The sequence below is a fragment of the Hyphomonas sp. genome, from assembly GCF_013823385.1.
Taxonomy (GTDB): Bacteria; Pseudomonadota; Alphaproteobacteria; order Caulobacterales; family Hyphomonadaceae; genus Hyphomonas.
Genome location: NZ_PNMA01000001.1, coordinates 244,459 through 258,622, shown reverse-complemented (window position 1 = coordinate 258,622; position 14,164 = coordinate 244,459). Strand labels below are relative to the sequence as shown.

Below are 14,164 nucleotides of genomic sequence, written 5' to 3'. Positions count from 1 at the left end.
TTTGCAGATGACAGATGCCCCCCCGACCTTCCAACCCTCGCGGAAGCCTGATCCCTACCGGGAACCCGGCAAGTATGCCGGCCTGTGGAAATGGCTGCGCCGCCTGGCCGTGCTTGGCCTGGTGCTCGGGGTCATCGGCATCATTGTGGTCTGGGTCTATTTCGCGGCGCTCGGCCGGGATGTACCCTCGATTGCCAAGCTGAAGCAGTATGAACCGCCGATCACCTCGCGGGTTCACGGCGGCGATGGCGCTCTGATCGCTGAATTTGCCAGCCAGCACCGCGTGTTCGTGCCCTACGAATCGATGCCCGAACATGTGATCCAGGCTTTCGTGGCGGCCGAAGACAAGAACTTCTTCACCCATGACGGCCTCGACTATGCCGGCATCGCCCGCGGCGGCATCAACACGGCCAAGAACAAGATCACCGGTTCCGGCGGCATGCAGGGTGGCTCGACCATCACCCAGCAGGTTGCCAAGAACATGCTGCTGACGCGCGACCAGAACATTGAGCGCAAGGCCAAGGAAGCCATCGTTGCTCAGCGCATGGAGAAGGAGTTCACGAAGGAGCAGATCCTCGAACTCTACCTCAACGAAATCTATCTGGGCGGCCAGTCCTATGGCGTCGCCTCTGCCGCGCTGAACTATTTCAACAAGTCCCTGCCGGAGCTCGACCTGTCGGAAGCCGCCATCCTGGCCTCGCTGGCCAAGGCGCCGTCTGCGGTAAACCCCTACACCAACCCGGACCGCCTGCTGGAGCGCCGCAACTATGTGCTCGGCCGCATGGTCGAGGATGGCTACATCACGCGGGAAGAAGCCGCCGAAGCGCGCGAACGCCCGCTGACCACCACGCGCCGCCTGCGCGGGCCGGAATATGCCGCCGCCACCTATTTCGTGCAGGAACTGCGCCGTGAACTGATCAAGACCTATGGTGAGGACACGCTGGAACAGGGCGGCCTCTCGATCCGCTCCACCATCGATACCCGCCTGCAGCTTGCCGCCCAGCAGGCCCTTCAGAACGGCCTCGTCGCCTATGACCGCCGCCATGGCTGGCGCGGCCCCCTGGCCACGCTGCCGGTGGACGAGAACGCTGCCGCCGCCCTCAAGGAAGTTGAACTGCCCGGCGGTTACGGCACCTGGGAAGCCGCGCTGGTCACCTCGGTTTCGGCCAATGGCGCCGAGCTGCTGCTGACCGATGGCGCCAGCATCAAGATGCCCGCCGAAGAAGTGAAATGGGCCGCCACCTACAAGCCGGCCGAAGGCAAGCCCGGCCTTCAGGCGGGCTATGTCATCCTCGCCGAATTCAGGCGGGAGCCCTCCAAGGACGGCGCAACCACCGCAGCAGCCGAAACCACTGAAGGCGAAGGCGGCGAAGCCGCCGAAGAAGCCGCGCCGCTTCAGCCTGTCATGGTGCCCGTCGGCAATGCCACGCTCCGCCAGGTGCCCGAAGTGGATGGCTCGCTGATCGCGCTCGACCCGCATACGGGCCGCATTCTGGCGATGCAGGGGGGCTATTCCTTCTTCAAGTCCAGCTTCAACCGCGTCACCCAGGCAAAGCGCCAGCCGGGCTCCAGCTTCAAGCCCTTCGTCTATGCCGCCGCGCTGGAAAAGGGCTACACCCCCGCCAGCCGCATGCTGGACGCGCCCTTCGTCTCGTACGACGTGTCGACCCAGAAATACTGGACCCCGAAAAACTACACCGCCGGCCAGTCTTCCGGCATGGTCACCATGCGTGTGGCGCTGGAAAAATCGCTCAACATGGTCACCGCCCGCGTCGCGCAGGATATCGGCATGCCGGCGGTGTCAGACCTTTCCGAACGTCTCGGCGTCTACCAGAAACTGCCGCCCTATGCCGCCATGTCGCTCGGCGCCGGCGACACGACAATGCTCGACCTCACACGGGGCTACGCCGCCTTCGTCAATGGCGGCCGCCTCGTCACGCCGACGCTGCTGGACCGCGTGCAGGACCGCTATGGCCGCACCCTCTACAAGCATGACACACGCGCCTGCGAAGGCTGCAATGTCGACGACTGGAATGGCGGCGAGCCGCCGGCCCTGCCCGACACGCGCCAGCAGGTGCTCGATCCCATCGTCGCCTATCAGGTCACCCATATGCTCGAAGGCGTGGTGGAGCGCGGCACTGCCCGCCGGGCGCTGCGCGTCGGCAAGCCGCTCGCCGGCAAGACGGGTACGACGGACGACTACCGCGACGCCATCTTCGTCGGCTTCTCGCCCGATCTCGTGGTCGGCATCCGTATCGGCTTCGACGACAACCGCTCGCTCGGCGAAGGCGAGGCCGGCGGTTCGGTGGCCGTGCCGATCTTCACCGATTTCATGGAGAAAGCGCTGGAGAAGGAACCGCCCACGCCGTTCCGTATCCCGCCCGGCGTCCGTCTCGTGAAGATCGATGCGCGCACCGGCGCCCTGGCAACGCCCGGCACGGCAGTGGTCATCGATGAAGCCTTCCGCCCCGGCACCGAGCCGGGCCTGACGGCCTTCAACGGCGCCGATGACTGCCTGTCGATCTCCGGTTCCTGCGGCCCGTCGCGCGATCCGGTCTCTCCCCACGAAGACGACACGGCAGACGCTGATCTGGGCGACGTTTTCTAACGTAACAGTAGCAACTTTGACCCCATGCGGCAGCCCGGTTATAGGGGCTGCAAACGCTTGCTTCTTTCTATCCAAGATTACACGAGGTTCATCATGTCCGCAGAAATTCGTTCGCTGATCGATCAGATCCGCCAGTCCGCCACCTTGCTACGGAGGCGTCTTTGACTGGGATACAGCCACCAAACGCCTTGATGAGCTGACCGCCCTTTCCGAGCGCCCGGATTTCTGGGACGATCCGCAGGAAGCCCAGGCCATGATGCGCGAGCGCCAGAAGCTCGCTGACGGCATCGCCCTGGTGCAGACGCTGGAAAAAGACATCGCCGACGCGCCCGAGCTGATGGAACTCGCCGAGGGCGATACCGGGATGCTGGCCGATCTGGAATCCACCCTGCGCCGCTCCGCCGCGCGCGCGGCCGAAGCCGAACTCGCCGCCCTCCTCTCGGGAGAGGCAGACGGCAATGACTGCTACCTGCAGATCAATGCCGGCGAAGGCGGCACCGAAAGCCAGGACTGGGCCTCCATCCTGCGCCGCATGTATGTCCGCTGGGCCGAAAAGCGCGGCTACACGGTCGAACTTCTGGACGAGCGCGAAGGGGAAGAGGCGGGCATCAAGTCCGCCACCCTGCAGATCAAGGGCGAGAATGCCTATGGCTGGCTGAAATCCGAACAGGGCGTCCACCGTCTGGTGCGAATCTCCCCGTTCGACTCTTCTGCCCGCCGGCACACCTCCTTCTCCTCGGTCGCGGTATCGCCCGTCATCGATGACAAGATCGATGTCGAGATCAACCCGTCAGACGTTCGTACAGATACATACCGCGCGTCCGGCGCCGGTGGCCAGCACGTCAACCGGACAGACTCGGCCGTCCGCCTGACGCACATCCCCACCAACACCGTGGTCCAGTGCCAGAGCGGCCGCTCCCAGCACCAGAACCGCGATGAAGCCTGGCGGATGCTGCGCTCCAAGCTGTATGAGCTGGAACTACAGAAACGCAAGGCTGTGGCCGACGCTCAGTATGCAGACAAGAGCGCCATCGGCTTCGGCCACCAGATCCGCTCTTACGTTCTCCAGCCCTACCAGATGGTCAAGGATTTGCGCACGGAAGTCGAAACTTCCGACACCTCCGGCGTGCTCGATGGCGATATCGACCGGTTCCTGTCTGCCGCGCTCGCCGCATCGGTCAACAAGGATCAGGATGCGTGACCAAGGGTGCGGAGCCTCCTTCCAGAGACAGCCAGCCCATCCGCCTGGAGGGCCGGCTTATTCGCTGGAACGGAGACCGCGGATTCGGATTCCTCATCCCTGTAGCGGGTGGTCCTGACGCCTTCGCGCACGTTCACGCTTTTGCGAAGGATGATCGTCACATCGAAGAGGGCCACCTCTATACCTATACGGCAACAACGGACGAGAAGGGCCGCGTGCGGGCGAGCGACATTCGCCCGGTGCGCCCCGCTCCGCCGAAGGTTCCCCTCTGGAAAAAGATAGCTGGTCGCGGCCCGCGCCTGATGGTCATTCCGGCATTCCTTTTTATTGCCACGGCTGTCGCCCTCACTACGCAGATATCCCCGCTCTGGTTTGCCGTTTACGGCATTGCCAGCGCGGTCACCTTCATCGGCTACGCCTTGGATAAACGGGCAGCCGAAAACAATCAGTGGCGGGTCTCCGAAACCATCCTGCTGATGATCGGCCTGGCGGGCGGATGGCCCGGCGCCATCCTCGCCCAGGAGATCTTCCGTCACAAGACGAAGAAGCTGGCCTTCCGTACACTGTTCTGGATGAGCGTAGCCATCAACATGGCCGCCTTCGTCCAGATCGCCGCCTTCACCGGCGCCTGACCTTTCCGCCCGTTGCCAGCGCCAGCGCCTTGGCAAACACGGTCGGCAGCCCCGTCTCTTCCTCCGGATCGGCCCACATCCCCTCGCCTGCCGGATTGCGCGCGGTTTCTGCCTGCCACACGCTGAGGCGCAGCGTGAAATGCGTGAACACATGGCGCACTTCGCCCAATGCTTCCCAATCGGCGGGCGAAGGCGGGTCTGCTGCGGGCGGCGCCCCCTCCTGCCAGCTGGCAGACGGCAAGGCCAGCATCCCCCCCAGCAGCCCCTCCGGCGGGCGGCGCACCAGCCACACCTTGCCGCGCCGGCGATATACCCAGGCATGGCCATAGCGCACGGGCTTGGCCACCTTGGCAGGCTTCACCGGATACCGCTCCGGCGCCCCTTCGGCCCGCCCCGCACACATATCCGTCAGGGGGCAGATCATGCAGTTGGGCGCGGTGGGCGTGCAGACTGTCGCGCCAAGATCCATCAGCGCCTCGGCAAAGTCTCCCGGCCGCTCCTTGGGAACCAGCCGCGCTACCTCGGCTGCGATCTTTTTCTTCTCTTCGGCCCACTCTCCTTTGAGGGCCATCAGCCGGGCAAACACCCGGTCCACATTGCCGTCCACGGCCGCAGAGCGCTCGCCAAAGGCAATCGCGGCGATGGCGCCAGCGGTATAAGGACCGATCCCCGGCAGCTCGCGCAACCCCTCAGAGGTTTCCGGAAAGCCGCCTCGCGCGGCCACTTCGCGCGCGCATTTCAGCAGGTTGCGCGCCCGCGCATAATAGCCAAGCCCCGCCCAGGCACGCATCACCTCATCCTCGGGCGCCGCCGCCAGGTCTTCCACACGCGGCCAGCGCCGGGTGAAGGCCTCGAAATACGGCGCGGCATGGGGCACGGTTGTCTGCTGCAGCATGATCTCGGCCAGCCACACCCGGTAGGGATCGCGCGCCATGCCCATCGGCGCCCGCCAGGGCAGCATGCGGGCATGCCGGTCAAACCAGGCGAGCAGCCGGGCCGGCAGTTCACGGAAATCTGATCTCCGGGTCACGCGTGTAACTTCCCCTGATGCCCGAAGCCGGGCAATGTGCCGCTCATGGTCCAGTTTACGAGCCTTGATCCCATTGCAGAAGCGCGCGCGCAGGTGAAGCTGCGTTATTCGCGCGCCCGGCCCGTTCGCGCGCCGATGAAGCCGCTGGGGCTGATGGCAGAGCGCGTGGGCCGCAAGGCGGGCACGGCCAAGCTGCCGCCGCTGAAGCAGATCCAGATCAACTGGCGCCAGATTGTCGGCGAGCAGATCTGGCGCTGGTGCCAGCCGGAGAAGATCACCGCGTCGAAAGAGGGCCGCATCCTCACGCTGATGGTGGTGCCCCAGGCTGCCCCGATGATCCAGCACCAGTCGGAGATCATCCGCCAGCGCGTCTCGGTGGCAGCCGGCGGAGACATCACCTCCATCCGCATCGTCCAGGGCCAGGTCCGCCGCACCGGTCCGAGTGAATTCCGGCGCCGGTCGCGCGCCCTTACCCAGGCCGAGAAGGCCGAAGTCGCCGCCCATGCAGAGCCCATCGGCAATCCGCGTCTGCGCGCGGCAATTGTTGCGCTGGGCGAGGCTGTGCTATCCGCCACAGAGTAAACAGGATCGCCCCGGCTGGTTAACCGTTTTGAAACCGGCGCGACTCATTCCTTAACGCGAGGCTTATGATCATGCTCACCAATTCCCGGCGTTTCGCAGCAGTGGCGTTCTCCGCCCTGGCACTTGTTGCCTGTGGCGCGGCGGGCGGGGGCACATCCTCCGCCGAAAAGGCTGGCGCCGCCGTCAATGCAGATGGCGAACTCGGCCATGTGAAGGGCAATGTGGACGCCCCGCTGACGATTATCGAATACGCCTCGCCCACCTGCCCGGCCTGCAAATACTTCCATGACAATGTGAAGCCGGCCCTCGAAGAGAAGTTCATCTCCACCGGCAAGGTGAAGTTCGTCTTCCGCGAATACCCGCTGAACGAGATCGACGTGGCCGCCTATGCGATGGCCCGCTGCGCCGGCGAGGACAAGTTCTTCGACGTGCTCGACGATCTCTTCGCCAATCAGGATGGCGTCCGCTACGCCGCCCAGAACGGCGTGGTGAAAACCACGCTCGGCGCCATTGGCCAGCGCCATGGCATCGCCGACAAGGCCGCGTTCGACGCCTGCCTCTCCAACAGCGACATCCGCAAACAGCTCGCCGATGTCTACGCCACGTCCGAAAAATGGGGCGTCGAGGGCACGCCGACCTTCATCATCGATGGCGTGAAGCAGAATTTCCAGGGCGACTACACGACGGCTGAAGGCTTCGTGAAACAGATCGAGGCAAAGCTCGCCGCTAAAGGCGCGCAATAGCCATGAGGGCCCGGCATGCAGATAACTGAACTCCGCATCGCCGGCTTCAAGTCGTTCGTTGACCCGCAGACTGTCCCGATCGAGCCGGGGCTGACAGGCATTGTCGGCCCCAATGGCTGCGGCAAGTCCAATCTGCTCGAAGCATTGCGCTGGGCCATGGGGGCAAACTCCGCCAAGGCCATGCGCGGCGGCGAAATGGACGATCTCATCTTCTCCGGCTCCTCTACGCGCCCTGCGCGCGAGACCGCTGAAGTCACCCTCGTGCTCGACAATTCCAAACGCACCGCCCCGCCCGAATTCAACGGCGCAGACCTGCTGGAGATCGAGCGCAAGCTGAAACGCGGCGCCGGCTCCAGCTACCGCATCAATGGCCGCACCGTGCGCGGCAAGGATATCCAGCTCCTCTTCGCCGACGCCTCCACCGGGGCCAACTCCCCCGCGCTCGTTCGCCAGGGCCAGATTTCCGAGCTGATCGGCTCCAAGCCCCAGAACCGCCGCCGCATCCTTGAGGAAGCCGCCGGCATCGCGGGCCTCAACACGCGCCGCCACGAGGCTGAACTGAAGCTCGACGCCGCCGAAGCCAACCTCCAGCGCCTCGCCGAAGTCTCCGCCGAGGTGGAGCGCCAGCTCATCAGCCTCAAGCGTCAGGCCGGCAAGGCACGCCGCTATCGCCGCCTGTCGGAAGAAATCCATGGCCTGGAAGCCCTGCTCGCGCATCTGCGCTGGGCCGATGCGCGCCAGACCGCCGAAATCGCCCGCGCCCAGCTGGAAGTCTGCAAGCGTCAGGTCGAGGATCTCTCCCGCGAGGATGCCCTGTGTGAGCGCGCCCGCATCGAGGCCGGCGAAGGCGTCGCCCCCTTGCGGGAAGCCGAGATGGCCGCCGCCGGGCGCCTGTCGCAAACCCGCATCACGCTCGCCAAACTCGAGACCGAACACCGCGTCGCCGCCGAAGCCGAGCAGCGCCTCAACGCTGAAGCCGCCCGCCTCACCGAAGACCTCGATCGCGAAACCGCCGCCCGCGCCGAGGCAGACGCCGCCCTTGCCCATGCCCGCAGCGAACTGGGCGCCCTCCCGGTCGAGGATGACGCCACCAATCAGGCGCTGGAAGCCGAGGCCCAGCAGGCCCTCGCCGCCGCCCGCGCGCGGCTCTCGGCGGCCGAATCAGCTGCAGATGACGCCCAGGCCCGCCTCTCCGAAGTGCGCGCCCGCCGCCGCGCGGCTGAGGAAACTGCCGCCCAGCAGGCCCGCCGCAAGACCCAGCTCACCGCCGAAGTCGAACGTCTCAGGAATGAGATGACCGGCCTGGAAGACGCCGCCATCCACGTCCTGCGCGTCCGCCAGGCCAAGAATGCCGAGGCCGAGGCCGAAGCCGCGCTGAACGACGCTGAACGCACCGTGGAACTCGCCGAAGCCGAGATCCTGCGGGCCCGCGACGCCGAAGCCGCTGCCCAGCCGCCCCAGGAACAGGCCAGCCACAATGTCCGCGCCCTGGAAGCAGAGATCGCCGGCCTTGAGAAACTGCTCCGCCGCGCCGATGCCGCCACCAGCGCCCCGCCGGTGGTCGAACGTATCCGCACCCGCGATGGCTATGAGAAGGCCGTCGCCGCCGCCCTTGGCGACGACATCTCCGCTTCAACCGACAAGGCCGCCGCGCTCTATTGGGGCGGCGCCACGGTCGCCGCGCTCAACCTGCCAGCCGGCGCCGAAGCGCTTTCGGCCTATGTCGATGCCCCCGGCGAACTTGCCGCCCGCCTTGCCCAATGCGGCCTCGTCAGCCCAGCCGACGGCGCCCGTCTCATGGCGCAGCTCCAGCCCGGCCAGCGGCTTGTCTCCCGCGAGGGTCACCTCTGGCGCTGGGATGGCTTCACCCGCACGCCCCAGGCTCCCGTCAGCGCGGCGGCCCGGCTGGAACAGCAGGCCCGTCTCGAAGCCGCCCGCGCCGATCTCGCGCCTCAGCAGGCAGAGCTCACCCGCCGCACGCAAGCCCTGGAAGTCGCCCGCAAGGCCCGCCAGCAGGCCGAGGAAACCCTCCGCCATGTCCGCCAGCTGGTCGGCCCCGCCCAGAAAGCCCTCAGCGACGCCCGCGCCTTCGCTGCCGAGGAAGTCCAGGCCGCCGAACGCGCCAGCCTGCGCCGGGACACCGGCAACGACGCCCTCACCCGCGCCCAGAACGAACTGGCCGCCATTGCCGAGGCCATGTCCTTTGCCACACCGCTGGCCGCCAATGAGGAAGCCAGCCTTGAAGCTGCCCTCAGCGCCGCCCGCAATGAGCTGACCGGTGCCCGCGCCGCCGAAACCGAATCGCGCGGCCGCCTGACCGACCTCACCCGTGGCCGCGAGCAGGCCGCGGCCCGCCGCGCCGCCCTGCAGCGTGATCTCGACAGCTGGACCACGCGGCTTGCCGCCGCCGATGAGCGCCTCGCCCGCCTGACGGAACGCCGCGCCGATGTCGCCGCCGCCGCCCTCACCGCCCGTGAACGCCCCGCTGCCCTCACCGAAGAAATCGCCGGCCTCTCCCGAGAACTCGAAACCTTCGAGACTGCGCGTAAAGCCGCCGCTGACGCCCTCGCGGTAAAGGAAGCGGCCATCCGCGAGGCTGACGCCGCCGCCCGCCGTGCCTCGGCTGCGGCCTCTCAGGCGCGGGAAGAACTCGCCGGCTGGAAGGTGAAGCTCGAAAACGCCGAAGCGCGCCTCGCCGAAGCGGTCGAAATCGCCCGCCACAACTTCCAACGCACCCCCGAAGGCCTGCTCGCTATCGCCGAGGCGGGCCTCGACCCCGACACGCTGGGCGCCTTCACCCCCCGCGACGCCGAATCACGCCTCGATACGCTGCGCCGTGAGCGCGACCAGCTTGGCGGCGTCAACATGAATGCCGAGGAAGAAGCTGAAGACCTGGAAGCGCGCCTCGGCGTCCAGATTGCCGAGCGGGACGACCTCACCGGCGCCATCGCCAAGCTGCGCCAGGGCGTCGAAGCCCTCAACGCCGAAGGCCGCGAGCGCCTGGTGAAAGCGTTTGAAGCCGTCAACGAGCATTTCAAGGCCCTGTTCACCGCGCTCTTTGGCGGCGGCAATGCCGAACTCCGCCTGATCGATGCCGATGATCCGCTGAATGCCGGCCTCGAAATCTTCGCCCAGCCGCCCGGCAAGAAGCTCGGCACGCTCAATCTCATGTCCGGCGGTGAGCAGGCGCTGACGGCCTCGGCGCTGATCTTTGCCGTGTTCCTCTCCCGCCCGGCCCCGATCTGCGTGCTGGACGAGGTGGACGCCCCGCTGGACGACGCCAATGTCGACCGTTTCTGTAATATGCTCAACGAAATGCGCCAGCGCACCGACACCCGTTTTGTGGTGATTACCCACAACCCCGTCACCATGAGCCGGATGGACCGGCTTTTCGGCGTCACGATGCGGGAAAAGGGCGTCTCAAAGCTCGTCTCGGTGGACCTTGCTGCAGCCGAAGAACTCGTTGCGGCGGAGTAGCGCACCATGTGCACTATTTTTCCAAATAAAATCAAAGCAATATCTTTTGCCATTCCCCGTTGACTTGCCAAGGGGGCGCCCATAGTTTGCGCCGCAATCCGGGGGGCTCCCCATCGGTGCGGATTCGCGTACACGGAGCGCTAAGGCCCATGTCGAGCGAACAACCAGATGATCTGAGCGAGCGTATCGCGAAGGCGCTGGAAGAACGTGAGGCAAAGGCTGCTGCGAAACGGCGGAAACAGGCATCTGATGATGTGAGCATCTCGGCCGGAGCGTATGCGCTGCGTTTCGGGATCGAATTTGTCGCGAGTGTCTTTGTCGGGGGCTTTCTGGGCTTCTGGATCGACAAGTTCGCCGGCACCCATCCCTGGGGTCTCCTGGTGATGGGCATGTTTGGTCTCGCAGCCGGCATCCGCGCCGTCATCCGGGCCTATCATGAGCTGAATGCTCGGGCTCAAAAGATTTCACCGGGGCCGGACAAGGCCCCCGACGACGGAACGAAAGACGCATGAACCTGATGCCGGCCATCGCGCTTGACCCGATCCACCAGTTCGAAGTCACCAAATGGCTCGATCTGCGCCTGGGGAATATCGACATCTCGTTCACGAACGCTTCGGGCTTCATGCTCCTCGGCGTCGTGCTGATCATCGCCTTCTTCGGCATGGCGTCCCGCAAGGGAGAGCTGGTGCCCTCGCGCCTCCAGTCGGTCGCCGAGATGGGCTATGGCTTCATCGCAGACATGGTGCGCAGCGCCGCCGGTGAGGAAGGCCTGAAATTCTTCCCCTTCGTCTTCACCCTGTTCTTCTTCATCTTCTTCGCGAACATGATCGGCATGGTGCCGTACGCGTTCACCACCACCAGCCACATCATCGTCACCGGCGCCCTCGCCCTGTTCGTGATCCTGATGGTTGTCGTGGTGGGCCTGATGAAGAATGGCCTTGGCTTCTTCAAGCTGTTCGCCCCCTCGGGCGCTCCGCTGCCGATCTACCTGATCCTGACGCCGATCGAGATCATCTCCTTCCTGGCCCGCCCGCTGACCCTTGGCCTGCGTCTCTTCGCAAACATGCTGGCCGGCCACATCATGCTGAAGCTGTTTGCCGGTTTCACCGTCCTGCTGATCGGCGCCGGCGCGGTGTATGTTCCGGTTGCGGCTCTGGCCTTTGCGATGGGCGTGGCGCTCAACGCGCTGGAATTCCTGGTCGCCGGCCTTCAGGCCTATGTCTTCGCCATTCTCACCTGCGTGTATCTCAATGATGCACTTCACGCGGACGCCCACTAGGAGGCCCCGCGGGAGTGCGTCACGATACCCCGCATCAAACTGCTTGACGGCGCTTAGCGAACACGCTTCACGGGCGTCAAAATACCCCTAAACCCTTTTCCCTCAAAGGAGATACCTGATGGAAGGTAACATCACAGACGGCCTGAAATATGTCGGCGCTGGCCTTGCTACGCTCGGCATGATCGGTTCGGCCCTCGGCGTGGGCAACATCTTCGCCAGCTTCCTCGACGCAGCCATGCGCAACCCGTCGGCTGCCCCGCAGCAGACCGGTAACCTCTTCATCGGTATGGCGCTCGCAGAAGCTCTGGGTATCTTCTCGGTGCTGATCGCCATCCTGATCCTGTTCGTCGCCTAATCATCCGCCGGATTCGGCAGGTACTGACCCGCGACGGAGATATACGCCATGATGATCGCTTTCCTTGCTGAGACTGCCGGCCACGGCGGCGAAGCGGCGGCTTTCCCGCCCTTCGAAACCTGGCACATGCCGTCCCAGCTGTTCTGGCTCGCGGTGCTGTTCTCGGCGCTCTATCTCGCCCTGTCCCGGTTCATCCTGCCGAAGATGTCGGACACGATCGAAAAGCGCGCCAACCGCGTCGCTTCCGATCTCGACGAAGCAGCGCGCCTGAACAATCAGGCCGTTGAAGCCCAGAAGGCTCTGGAACTGCGCCTGGCGCAGGCCCGCGCCAAGGCACGCGAAACGGCTGAAAAGGCCCGTGAGAAGACTGAAGCCGAACTGGCTTCGGAAACCGCACGGGTCGACGCCGACCTCGCCAAGAAGCTCGAAACCGCTGACGCCCGCATCTCCAAGCTGCGCGCCGATGCCATGACGAATGTCGAGCAGATTGCTGTGGAAACTGCTGACGCCATGATCACACGTCTTGGCGTCAAGGCTTCCCCGGCAGACCTCAAGAAGGCCGTCTCGGCGGCTCTGGAACAGGCATGATGAAGAAGACAGCTTCTTTCCTGATCGCTGCCCTCGCCGCTGCGCCGCTGGCGCACGCTTCCGAAGGCGGTTTCGTCGGCGGCCTGGCATATGCCGCAAAGGACCCGGTAACCTTCGTTGCCTTCCTCTGCATGGTCACCTTCCTGCTGATCGCCGCCCGCATGGGTGCTTTCAAGGCCGTTCTGGGCGGGCTGGATAACCGCGCGGCGGCCATCCGCGCCGAACTCGAACAGGCGGCCAACCTGCGCGAACAGGCCGCTGAAGCCCTGGCGCTCGCCGAGCGCCGCGCTCAGGACGCTGACAAGGAAGCCGAAGCCATCATCGAACAGGCCAAGCGCGACGCCAAGGAGATGCTCGAGGAGGCCCGCCGTGACCTCGCCGAGAAGATCTCCCGCCGCGAAGCTCAGGCCGCTGCGCGCATCTCCCGCGCAGAGACCGAAGCTGCCAGCGAGGTTCGCCGCGCCGCCGCTGACGCCGCCACCGCTGCCGCCCGCCGCATCCTCGCCGAGGAGAAATCGGTCGACCAGTTCGAGGCCGCTGCCCGCGAAATCGAACGCGCTCTGAGCTGATCTCATCCGCGCCTTGGCGCCAAAAGAAAGCCGCCCCTGGGGGCGGCTTTTTTGTGTCTGGAAGTGTCCGGAATTGTCCGAAAGTGTCCGGATTTGTCCACGCCCTGTCCGCGCGTGTCCCTATTCGGGCCTGTCTGTGCCCGCTTCTGGCGCGGTTGTGTCGTCGATGATCTGCGGCTGCGTATCATCAATGATCGGCCCGGTTTCCAGCACGGAAAGCAAGGAGCGCGGCACTGTTCCGGCCGGGCAGGTCACGGTTGCCATCCGGGAATTGGCAATCGCATGGGAGGCCGCTGCCAGCTCTGGCGCGCTTTCCGAGCGGAACACCCAGGCCATCACCAGCATCCCCACAATCGCTGCAGAGACGGACGCCACAGCGCCCCAGCCTGCCCCCAGCTCCTGCAGCGGATTGGGCAGCGCGCTGGCCACAGGCGCCGTCACAATCGGCATGGGAGGCGCCTTGGTGCCATTGGTCTTGAGGGAAGCTGCCGCCAGGGCCGCTGCGCCGATTGCGTCGCGCGCCGGCGCCGGCTTGATGCCCAGATCCTTCTCCCGCTTCTTGCGGGCGTCCTCTGCAATCGGGTCGGCCGGATGGGCGGCAATCCAGTCCGCGCGCTTGTCATCATCCTTGGCGCCAAAGCTCAGCCACTGGCGCAGGTCTGTCCGGCCATCGCGGCGGCCAAGTTCTTCAATTAACTGGAAAAATCCTTCCGGTGTCTTGCGGGACGTCATGCCCTCGATGGGATAGCGCTTCTCCTGCCGGAACGGTTCGTAGGGGATCGTCTTGTCAATCGCGGCCTGAATGAGTGTGCCGGGACGGGAATTGCCCACCGAAGCGGCCGCCCTCACCCAGTCGCTCTTCACGGCATTTTCAGACCACAGCACCAGCACAGACTGCGAATTGGTCGCGTCCCGGGCATCCTTGGGGTCAAACGTCTCGTCCACCTGGTTCTGATTGAACGCCACACGGAACTTCAGAGACCGGAGCCGGCGCACTACCAGCTTGGCAATGTCCCGGTCTGCTACAGCAGACACCAGAAAGACGTCATAACTCATCGCACTCTACCTCGCATAAGGCCTGATCTTAAGGATAGCTGCAG

13 protein-coding genes are annotated in these 14,164 nt (G+C 65.2%); 11 read left to right on the top strand and 2 right to left on the bottom strand.

Going from position 1 to position 14,164, the window contains the following annotated elements; all coding sequences use genetic code 11:
• Positions 1 to 7: 7 nt before the first annotated feature.
• The 3 genes from C0456_RS01275 (at position 8) to C0456_RS01265 (ending at position 4,441) form a co-directional block, all read left to right on the top strand.
• The gene (locus C0456_RS01275) at positions 8 to 2,608 is read left to right on the top strand and encodes a penicillin-binding protein 1A (protein WP_291047544.1); all 2,601 of its coding nucleotides are present in this window, start codon (positions 8 to 10) and stop codon (positions 2,606 to 2,608) included.
• A gap of 93 nt (positions 2,609 to 2,701) precedes the next feature.
• Positions 2,702 to 3,809 (top strand): peptide chain release factor 2 gene (gene prfB, locus C0456_RS01270; RefSeq protein ID WP_291047543.1). Its coding sequence is split into 2 segments (ribosomal slippage): positions 2,702 to 2,770 and positions 2,772 to 3,809, totalling 1,107 coding nucleotides; the frame shifts between segments, so codons are not numbered across the junction.
• Positions 3,806 to 4,441, top strand: coding sequence for a DUF1294 domain-containing protein (locus C0456_RS01265; RefSeq protein ID WP_291047542.1), 636 nt, complete (start codon positions 3,806 to 3,808; stop codon positions 4,439 to 4,441). The genes prfB and C0456_RS01265 overlap by 4 nt, the downstream gene beginning before the upstream one ends.
• On the opposite strand, the gene mutY is transcribed toward C0456_RS01265, so the two are convergent.
• Entirely contained in the window at positions 4,428 to 5,471 is a 1,044-nt protein-coding gene (gene mutY / locus C0456_RS01260) for an A/G-specific adenine glycosylase (protein ID WP_291047541.1), read from the bottom strand. The two genes, C0456_RS01265 and mutY, sit on opposite strands and share 14 nt — an antisense overlap.
• 45 nt (positions 5,472 to 5,516) lie before the next feature.
• Between mutY and C0456_RS01255 the strand changes: the two genes are divergently transcribed.
• From C0456_RS01255 to C0456_RS01220, 8 genes are all read left to right on the top strand, one after another.
• Positions 5,517 to 6,053 carry a DUF721 domain-containing protein gene (locus tag C0456_RS01255; RefSeq protein WP_291047540.1) on the top strand — a complete coding sequence of 179 codons (537 nt, stop codon included), beginning with the start codon at positions 5,517 to 5,519 and terminating at the stop codon, positions 6,051 to 6,053.
• A gap of 71 nt (positions 6,054 to 6,124) precedes the next feature.
• On the top strand, positions 6,125 to 6,796 hold the full coding sequence (locus C0456_RS01250) for a thioredoxin domain-containing protein (RefSeq protein WP_291047539.1): 672 nt from the start codon (positions 6,125 to 6,127) through the stop codon (positions 6,794 to 6,796).
• A 15-nt stretch (positions 6,797 to 6,811) separates the two neighbouring features.
• Positions 6,812 to 10,273: a chromosome segregation protein SMC gene (gene smc, locus C0456_RS01245; RefSeq protein WP_291047536.1), complete on the top strand. Its 3,462-nt coding sequence runs from the start codon at positions 6,812 to 6,814 to the stop codon at positions 10,271 to 10,273.
• A gap of 149 nt (positions 10,274 to 10,422) precedes the next feature.
• Positions 10,423 to 10,785 carry an AtpZ/AtpI family protein gene (locus tag C0456_RS01240; protein ID WP_291047535.1) on the top strand — a complete coding sequence of 121 codons (363 nt, stop codon included), beginning with the start codon at positions 10,423 to 10,425 and terminating at the stop codon, positions 10,783 to 10,785.
• A 5-nt stretch (positions 10,786 to 10,790) separates the two neighbouring features.
• Positions 10,791 to 11,552 carry a F0F1 ATP synthase subunit A gene (locus C0456_RS01235; protein WP_367179187.1) on the top strand — a complete coding sequence of 254 codons (762 nt, stop codon included), beginning with the start codon at positions 10,791 to 10,793 and terminating at the stop codon, positions 11,550 to 11,552.
• A 118-nt stretch (positions 11,553 to 11,670) separates the two neighbouring features.
• On the top strand, positions 11,671 to 11,907 hold the full coding sequence (locus C0456_RS01230; protein WP_011646921.1) for a F0F1 ATP synthase subunit C: 237 nt from the start codon (positions 11,671 to 11,673) through the stop codon (positions 11,905 to 11,907).
• A gap of 48 nt (positions 11,908 to 11,955) precedes the next feature.
• Positions 11,956 to 12,495: a hypothetical protein gene (locus C0456_RS01225; protein WP_291047533.1), complete on the top strand. Its 540-nt coding sequence runs from the start codon at positions 11,956 to 11,958 to the stop codon at positions 12,493 to 12,495.
• On the top strand, positions 12,495 to 13,064 hold the full coding sequence (locus C0456_RS01220) for a hypothetical protein (RefSeq protein WP_291047532.1): 570 nt from the start codon (positions 12,495 to 12,497) through the stop codon (positions 13,062 to 13,064). Before C0456_RS01225 ends, C0456_RS01220 begins: the two co-directional genes overlap by 1 nt.
• Positions 13,065 to 13,184: 120 nt before the next feature.
• On the opposite strand, the gene C0456_RS01215 is transcribed toward C0456_RS01220, so the two are convergent.
• The gene (locus tag C0456_RS01215) at positions 13,185 to 14,120 is read right to left on the bottom strand and encodes a hypothetical protein (RefSeq protein WP_291047531.1); all 936 of its coding nucleotides are present in this window, start codon (positions 14,118 to 14,120) and stop codon (positions 13,185 to 13,187) included.
• Positions 14,121 to 14,164 lie beyond the last annotated feature (44 nt).